Source organism: Actinobacillus porcinus (assembly GCF_901764995.1).
GTDB classification, from domain to species: domain Bacteria; phylum Pseudomonadota; class Gammaproteobacteria; order Enterobacterales; family Pasteurellaceae; genus Exercitatus; species Exercitatus porcinus.
Window position 1 is genome coordinate 1 of record NZ_CABFKI010000023.1, and the last position, 6,847, is coordinate 6,847.

General features: G+C 41.3%; 9 protein-coding genes. 4 read left to right on the forward strand and 5 right to left on the reverse strand.

The window, feature by feature from the left end:
- Positions 1-769 (forward strand): GlxA family transcriptional regulator (locus tag E7T07_RS10805; protein ID WP_135711135.1); only part of this gene is annotated, 769 nt, incomplete at its 5' end.
- A 76-nt stretch (positions 770-845) separates the two neighbouring features.
- Here the strand turns inward: E7T07_RS10805 and E7T07_RS10810 are convergent.
- Positions 846-1,454 (reverse strand): DUF1349 domain-containing protein, encoded by a 609-nt coding sequence (locus E7T07_RS10810; protein ID WP_135711136.1) that lies wholly within the window; start codon positions 1,452-1,454, stop codon positions 846-848.
- Positions 1,455-1,628: 174 nt separating this feature from the next.
- Between E7T07_RS10810 and E7T07_RS10815 the strand changes: the two genes are divergently transcribed.
- Both E7T07_RS10815 and E7T07_RS10820 read left to right on the forward strand, forming a co-directional pair.
- Entirely contained in the window at positions 1,629-2,084 is a 456-nt protein-coding gene (locus tag E7T07_RS10815; RefSeq protein ID WP_005612095.1) for a DUF411 domain-containing protein, read from the forward strand.
- A 13-nt stretch (positions 2,085-2,097) separates the two neighbouring features.
- A complete protein-coding gene (locus E7T07_RS10820) occupies positions 2,098-3,645 on the forward strand; it encodes a multicopper oxidase family protein (RefSeq protein WP_135711137.1) in 1,548 nt (515 codons plus the stop codon).
- Positions 3,646-3,714: 69 nt separating this feature from the next.
- Here E7T07_RS10820 and arsB read toward each other — a convergent pair whose 3' ends face one another.
- From arsB to E7T07_RS10835, 3 genes are read right to left on the reverse strand one after another with little or no spacing between them, the layout of a single operon-like run.
- Positions 3,715-4,719 carry an ACR3 family arsenite efflux transporter gene (gene arsB, locus E7T07_RS10825; RefSeq protein WP_135711138.1) on the reverse strand — a complete coding sequence of 335 codons (1,005 nt, stop codon included), beginning with the start codon at positions 4,717-4,719 and terminating at the stop codon, positions 3,715-3,717.
- Positions 4,719-5,132 (reverse strand): arsenate reductase (glutaredoxin), encoded by a 414-nt coding sequence (gene arsC / locus E7T07_RS10830; protein WP_135711139.1) that lies wholly within the window; start codon positions 5,130-5,132, stop codon positions 4,719-4,721. Before arsC ends, arsB begins: the two co-directional genes overlap by 1 nt.
- 51 nt (positions 5,133-5,183) lie before the next feature.
- Positions 5,184-5,498: an ArsR/SmtB family transcription factor gene (locus tag E7T07_RS10835; RefSeq protein WP_005823201.1), complete on the reverse strand. Its 315-nt coding sequence runs from the start codon at positions 5,496-5,498 to the stop codon at positions 5,184-5,186.
- 285 nt (positions 5,499-5,783) lie between these two features.
- Here E7T07_RS10835 and E7T07_RS10840 point away from each other — a divergent pair, with 285 nt between their 5' ends.
- Complete coding sequence (locus E7T07_RS10840; protein WP_135711140.1) at positions 5,784-6,413, forward strand: FMN-binding negative transcriptional regulator; 630 nt, start codon at positions 5,784-5,786, stop codon at positions 6,411-6,413.
- A 71-nt stretch (positions 6,414-6,484) separates the two neighbouring features.
- On the opposite strand, the gene E7T07_RS10845 is transcribed toward E7T07_RS10840, so the two are convergent.
- A complete protein-coding gene (locus E7T07_RS10845; RefSeq protein WP_167874960.1) occupies positions 6,485-6,673 on the reverse strand; it encodes a hypothetical protein in 189 nt (62 codons plus the stop codon).
- Positions 6,674-6,847: the final 174 nt, after the last annotated feature.

A 6,847-nucleotide genomic window follows, 5' to 3' on the forward strand; every position in this document is an offset into this window, starting at 1 on the left:
TTTGAGTTTGTTGGAACAAGCGGATTTGGTTGTGATGATCGGTTGGGACAAGTTGGAACAAATACCGTCTGCCGCCTTAACGCAGGCATTGCAACAAGCGGCACGGCGTGGTGCGACCGTTGTAGGATTGTGTTACGGCGCTTATCCCCTTGCCTATGCAGGTTTGTTGAACGGCAAAAAAGCCACCACGCACTGGCTGGGCGAAGCGGATTTCAGACAGCGTTTTCCGCAAGTGAAATTAGACTGCAGCGCCATTTATATTGAAGATGAAAACATCATCACTTCCGCAGGCACAGCAGCAGGGTTGGATTGTTGCCTCGCGATTGTTCGCCGCCAATATGGGGTAAAAATTGCCAATCAACTGGCTCGTTTGTTGGTCATCTCGCCCCATCGGGAAGGCGGACAAGCACAATTTATTGAACAGCCCATCACTCGCAAAACCGCCAATGAAAACATCAATGAATGGCTAGACATTATGCGAGCCAACCTAAACGTAGATTATTCCATTGACACACTCGCCGAAAAGTTAATGATGAGCCGTAGCACCTTTACCCGCCATTTCCGCAAAGCAACGGGAATGGCATTGACCGAATGGCTGATTGAAGTACGGTTACAAAAAGGACGAGAATTGTTAGAAAGCACCAAGCTCAACATTGACGAAATCGCCCACCAAATCGGCTTTCATTCCGCCACCGCCTTTCGCCAACACTTTAAAGCTAAACATCACATCAGCCCGAAACAGTGGCAAAAACGGTTTTGGGGTGGTTGAAAGGAAAGTGGTGGGATTTTCTGAATTTTTTGCAAATTGCAAAATCTTGTGAAAATTTGACCGCACTTTATATGGTTTAATCAGGCTGTTGTCCATTATGGGCTTGCCATTGACATTCGGTTAATGCCATATCCGTAAAGACCGCCGTGAACGAAGAATTTTCGGGCGAGCAAGCATAGACACCAAAGCGAATACGCTCGTTACCTTTATGCAAATGACAAATCCGCATTTGTTGAAAATGCACACCGTCATACGAACATTCCAAGCAATAATCGCTTTCACGGCGACTTAAACGAAACCACATTGATTTAATATCCGCCGCAATTTCCACCGTAGCCCAATCAGAATAGCCGTGATTGGTTACCACGCTACCAAGATGTTGGAATTGCTCATTTTCATACTCGACCGAAGCTTTCAACCAATTTTCACTATCCAAATACAACACAATGCCGCACTGGTCAAAGCGTTGATGACTGCCTGAAAAATCTGTTTTCACTACAAAACTAAAATAGCGTTCATTAGTTTCCATTTGTAAAACTGGGGCGTTATCATTTTGGAAGTGATAATAGGTGCGTTGCCACAAATCCGTATGCGGTGTTGTGGTGATGGTTATTTTATTTTCTGATATTTCAAAAGCTTGCGGCTCTCTTGTCCAGACAAGCGATTGGGGATGGAATGTGTGCATTGTTACTCCTGAGTAATGAGACTGTATTATAGTAAAGATTTCATACATATTGAAAAACAAGCGGTAGGATTTTGAGAAAAATTTGCAAATTATTTTTTCAAATCCCTTGACCTTAACCCTAGGTTAAGCTTTAACATGATGTTCATTCAATCTCAATAAAAATAAGGACATCTTATGAAATTACATAAATTCACCCGCTCATTGTTGCTTTTAAGTTTAGGCATAACCGCTTTTGCTCAAGCACAAACACTTTCTATGGAAGTGTGGAAAAGCCCGACTTGTGGCTGTTGTAATGAATGGATCAGCTATATGCAGAAAAACGGTTTTGAGGTTAAAGTCAACGAAACAGGCAATTATGATGCTCATAAGCGCTTTAACATTAAATATGAACATGCTTCTTGCCACACAGCCGTGATTGATGGCTATGTGATTGAAGGACATGTACCTGCTGAGGATATCAAACGTTTACTCGCAGAAAAACCCGATGCAATAGGCTTGTCTGCACCGGGAATGCCAATTGGTTCACCAGGTATGGACGGTGAAGCATACGGCGGACGCAAAGATCCTTATGATGTTGTTTTGATTAAGAAAAACGGTGAAAGTGAAGTGTTTAAATCCTATAACCAATAGGGGGGGGGAAAGAATGAAACGTCGAGATTTTTTACGTTATGGAATTGGAATTAGCTTAGCCAGTAGCTCGCTTTATAGCCTTGCGAATATGATGAACCACGCACAACATGGCAATATGGCGATGATGCATTCAGTACCTACTGGCCTAATGCCAACTGAGGCAATGCCGTCAGGTTTATCGCTTAATGGGATGTTGCCAAAACTTGCTAATCAATCGACTCAAGCTGGGCTATTCAAAGCCACTTTAAAAGCAGAGCCAATTAAAATTCGCCTCGCAGACAATAAAGAAACGGAATTTTGGGCTTATAACGGACAACTACCAGGGCCACAAATTGAAGTATTTGAAGGCGACACCGTAGAAATTGAATTTATCAATCACCTACCACAACCCTCAACAGTACATTGGCACGGCTTAGATGTACCAAATGAGGCGGATGGTAACCCGATGGATATGGTTGAACCGCAAGGGAAAAAAGTCTATCGCTTTACGCTACCTCAAGGCAGTGCTGGGACATATTGGTACCACCCTCATCCACATGACCATGTTTCCGAACAAGTCTATAAAGGCTTAGCAGGCACTTTCGTTGTTAAAGCGAAAAATGATCCGCTTGCACACTTTCCTGAACAACATTGGGTGATTTCCGATCTGCGTTTAAATGCCGATGGCACCATTCCAGCAAACACGATGTTAGATTGGATGAACGGTCGTGAGGGTGAATTTGTGTTAATCAACGGTCAATATCAGCCCCAGATTCAAGTGAAAACGAATGAACGAATCCGTCTTTGGAATGCCACTAGCGCTCGTTATTTTCGTTTAAACATTCCAGGGGTGAAATGGATTGTGGTGGGTACCGAAGGTGGTTTACTTGAAAAACCTCGCTCGCCTGTTGATGAACTGCTACTCACGCCAGCCGAACGTGTTGAAGTGATTATGGTGGGTGAAACGCAAGGAACAGTCAATTTACAAAGCGGTTATTATGATCGCCGTAAGATGATGGTGCAAGAACAGCCTAAAGATCTCACTTTAGCCACAATTCAGGTGAAATCAGAACCTGTTCAGTTACCTGAAAGCTTAAGGTCCTTGCCTAACTGGGATGAGCCAAAGCAGGTTCGCCAAATTCGCTTTAGTGAAAAAATGATGAACCATACGAATATGCCAATGATGAATCACGGTACACATCACGCTACTACAACACCAACGGACAACCCTATTCCACCAATGATGAATGGTATGTTCTTAATCAACGGTCAAACCTTTGATATGAACCGTATTGATTTTGTTGCCAAATTGAATGAAGTGGAACAGTGGGAAATTTTCAATGAAAGCCATATGGATCATCCGTTCCATTTGCACGGCACTCAATTTGAAGTGATTCAACATACATTAAACGGCAAAACCTTCAAGCCAGAAGGCAGGGCGTTAAAAGATGTAGTCAATTTGCGCCCTTATGAAAAAGTGATTATTCGCTTTAAGCAAGGACACACTGGGTTGAAAATGTACCATTGCCATATTTTGGAACATGAAAATCTCGGTATGATGGGGATGTTTAAAGTGGAATAGTGGTATCTAACCATAAAAAACAGAGGGATTTTCGTGAAAATTTGTAAATCGCGAAAATCCCACTGCTTATCACTGCCTATTCCAACGGTTTAACAATGCAACAAGTGAGAGCATCACAGGCACTTCAACCAATACACCAACCACAGTGGCTAATGCGGCGCCTGAATGTAAACCGAATAGCGAAATAGCCACGGCAACGGCTAATTCAAAAAAGTTGCTGGTGCCGATTAAACAAGCTGGGGCGGCAACTTGATGAGGTAGTTTTAACCATTTCGCTAAGAAATGTGCCAAAAAGAAAATGCCGTAAGTTTGAACCAAAAGAGGAATGGCGATCAGTAAAATCACTAACGGTTGCGCTAAAATGGTTTGTGCTTGGAAAGCGAATAACAGCACGACGGTGAGCAATAATCCCAAAATGGAAAAAGGCTTTAACCTTTGGCTTAATCGTTGGATTTTTTCAGCGGATTGCCCCAATATATTTCGGGTGATCCAGCCTGCAAGAAGTGGCAACAATACGTATAAAATAGTGCTGTAAAGCAAGGTTTGCCACGGGATTTGAATATCGCTAATCCCTAGCAAGAAACCCGCAATCGGTGCAAACGCAAAAATCATAATGATGTCGTTGATGGAAACCTGCACCAAAGTGTAATTAGCATCGCCACGCACCAATTGCGACCAAACAAACACCATTGCCGTGCAAGGCGCAACACCAAGTAAAATCATTCCTGCGATATATTCTGTCGCCGATTGCGCATCAACCCATTCCGCAAAGAAGATACGGAAAAAGATCCAACCGACCAACGCCATCGTAAAAGGCTTGACCAGCCAGTTAATAAATAAGGTTAAAGCCAAACCTTTCGGTTTTTTGCCGACATCTTTAATTGCCGACCAGTCGATTTGGATCATCATCGGATAAATCATCAGCCAAATCAGCACCGCAACAGGTAAATTGATGTGTGCGATTTCTAATTTGGCAATCCCAGAGAACAATTCAGGTTGCCATACGCCTAGCCCAACACCAACCATAATGGCTAACGCTACCCATACGGTTAGAAAGCGTTCAAAAAGTCCCATTATTTTGTCTCCGCAGCAATCACATTCCCATCTTCTTTAATAAAATCCGTTTGCAAAGGACGGGGCGAGATTTGCAAAAAGACTTCCGAAGGGCGACATAAACGCACGCCTTTTTCGGTGACGACAATCGGGCGATTGATTAAGATTGGATCAGCTAACATAGCGGCAATTAACGCATCATCGCTCAATGTTAAATCATCTAACCCTTTTTCAAGGTAAGGAGGCACATTGGTTCTGAGTAACTGACGTGGTGCCAATGCCATTTTTGCCAATAATTCACGCAAAACCGTTTCACTCGGTGGCTGTTCTAAATAATGAATAATCGTAGGCTCAATGCCCAAATGACGAATAAGCGCTAATGTATTGCGAGACGTACCGCACTTTGGATTATGATAAATCGTGACTGAACACATAATTTCTCCTTATATAGTTCAAGAGTTATTGAAATAACAGGCGAAAATTTTTTAACAACAGTCAATGGAACAATGCTCACGGCTATTTTTACAACAATTTTGCGTCAAAAATGCGGTTAAATGCAGCATTAACGTTAAATTGGCATAATAGCGAATAAATCTTCCTTCTTGAGTGCTATAAACTAGCTCCGCCTGACTTAAATTTTTTAAATGAAAAGAGAGATTATTCGGGGCAAGATTAAGTTGTTTCGCCAAATCGCCGGCTGTCATTCCTTCAGTTCCCATTGCAGATAAGGTTTGGAAAATCCCTAAACGAATAGGCGAAGAAAGGCTTTCAAATAAAAAACTGGCTTGCTCGGTATTCATAAAAAATCCCTCAATAATAAAACGCTATAATGATACCCCTATTAAAGGAAATATTTCAAGCATTGTTGAAATATTTATTTTTGAGAAAAGTAAGCGGTGGGATTTTCCAACATTTTTGCAATTCGCAAAATCTTGTGGAAATCCCACCACACTTTACAATACACGTTTTCCTACTCATTTCCACATTACCGATTTAAACGATCCTTTTATTTTCTGCTTATTACGATAAAATAACTTTCTCTGTTACCTGAAAAATAAGCAAACACAAAATAGAAGGTTTTAAAAATGTTTATTCCTGCAACATTTAAACAAGATAATTTGGCGGAAATTGCCACATTTATTCGATCACATTCTTTAGCAACACTTATAACACCCAATGGAGAAGTTGCTCATATCCCTATGATTTTACAGACAAAAGAAAATGGTGAATTAGTTTTGGTTGGGCATTGTTTTAAACGTAACCCCATTGTTTCTGCAATGTCGCAACCGCAGACTTGGCTGGCTATTTTTCAAGAGAATGGGCATTATATCTCGCCGAACTGGTACCCGAATAAAGCAATAACACATAAAGAAGTGCCGACTTGGAATTATCAAGCGGTGCATATTCGTGGAGCAGTACGTCAGTTGGACGATGTTGTCGCAGTATTAACGGCTCAAACTGATTTTTGGGAAAGCTGCTTGCCGAATAACACACCTTGGCAATTAAGCGATGCGCCAGAGGATTATTTGCAAGCCTTATATCAGGCGATTGTCTGTTTTGAAATTAAGGTAGAAAAAACTGAAGCACAGTTTAAACTTAGTCAAAATAAAGATGCCGCAACGAAACAAAGTATTTGCCAAAATTTACGTCAAATTAATAGTCCACAAGCCTACACAATGGCAGAGTTAATAGAACGCTATACAAATAACGCTTAATAAAATATAGAGCGGTGGAATTTTTTGAAAATTTTGTAATTCGCAAAATCTTGTGAAAATCCCACCGCGCTTTACCCTTTCAACAAAATAAAATGCTCCACCAAACGGATCATCAACTCTTTTTGCTCGGGCAAACTTTCTGCCACCAATAAAGCAAGGGCAACCAAAGTGTTATCGTTAATCAATTCATTAACTGGTTTGGCAAGCAAGGCTTGATTTTGATGCAGTTTGAGTTGCCCATTGGCAGAATTGCACACCACGCACTGATGAATCCCCTAATGATTTTTATCAAAATCATTAAGTTAAGGTAGATACACATCTTGTCATATGATCAAATGGTTTCGCCAAAAATCAATAATCAGACAACAAAATGTGCGAACTCGATATTTTACACGACTCTCTTTACCAATTCTGCCCCGAATTACACTTAAAAC

What these genes read in the sequence shown, in the direction of transcription:
- arsB (WP_135711138.1), bottom strand. Translation starts at nt 4,719, where the DNA reads ATGGGACTTTTTGAACGCTTTCTAACCGTATGGGTAGCGTTAGCCATT.
- E7T07_RS10835 (WP_005823201.1), bottom strand. Translation starts at nt 5,498, where the DNA reads ATGAATACCGAGCAAGCCAGTTTTTTATTTGAAAGCCTTTCTTCGCCT.
- arsC (WP_135711139.1), bottom strand. Translation starts at nt 5,132, where the DNA reads ATGTGTTCAGTCACGATTTATCATAATCCAAAGTGCGGTACGTCTCGC.
- E7T07_RS10840 (WP_135711140.1), top strand. Translation starts at nt 5,784, where the DNA reads ATGTTTATTCCTGCAACATTTAAACAAGATAATTTGGCGGAAATTGCC.
- E7T07_RS10810 (WP_135711136.1), bottom strand. Translation starts at nt 1,454, where the DNA reads ATGCACACATTCCATCCCCAATCGCTTGTCTGGACAAGAGAGCCGCAA.
- E7T07_RS10820 (WP_135711137.1), top strand. Translation starts at nt 2,098, where the DNA reads ATGAAACGTCGAGATTTTTTACGTTATGGAATTGGAATTAGCTTAGCC.
- E7T07_RS10815 (WP_005612095.1), top strand. Translation starts at nt 1,629, where the DNA reads ATGAAATTACATAAATTCACCCGCTCATTGTTGCTTTTAAGTTTAGGC.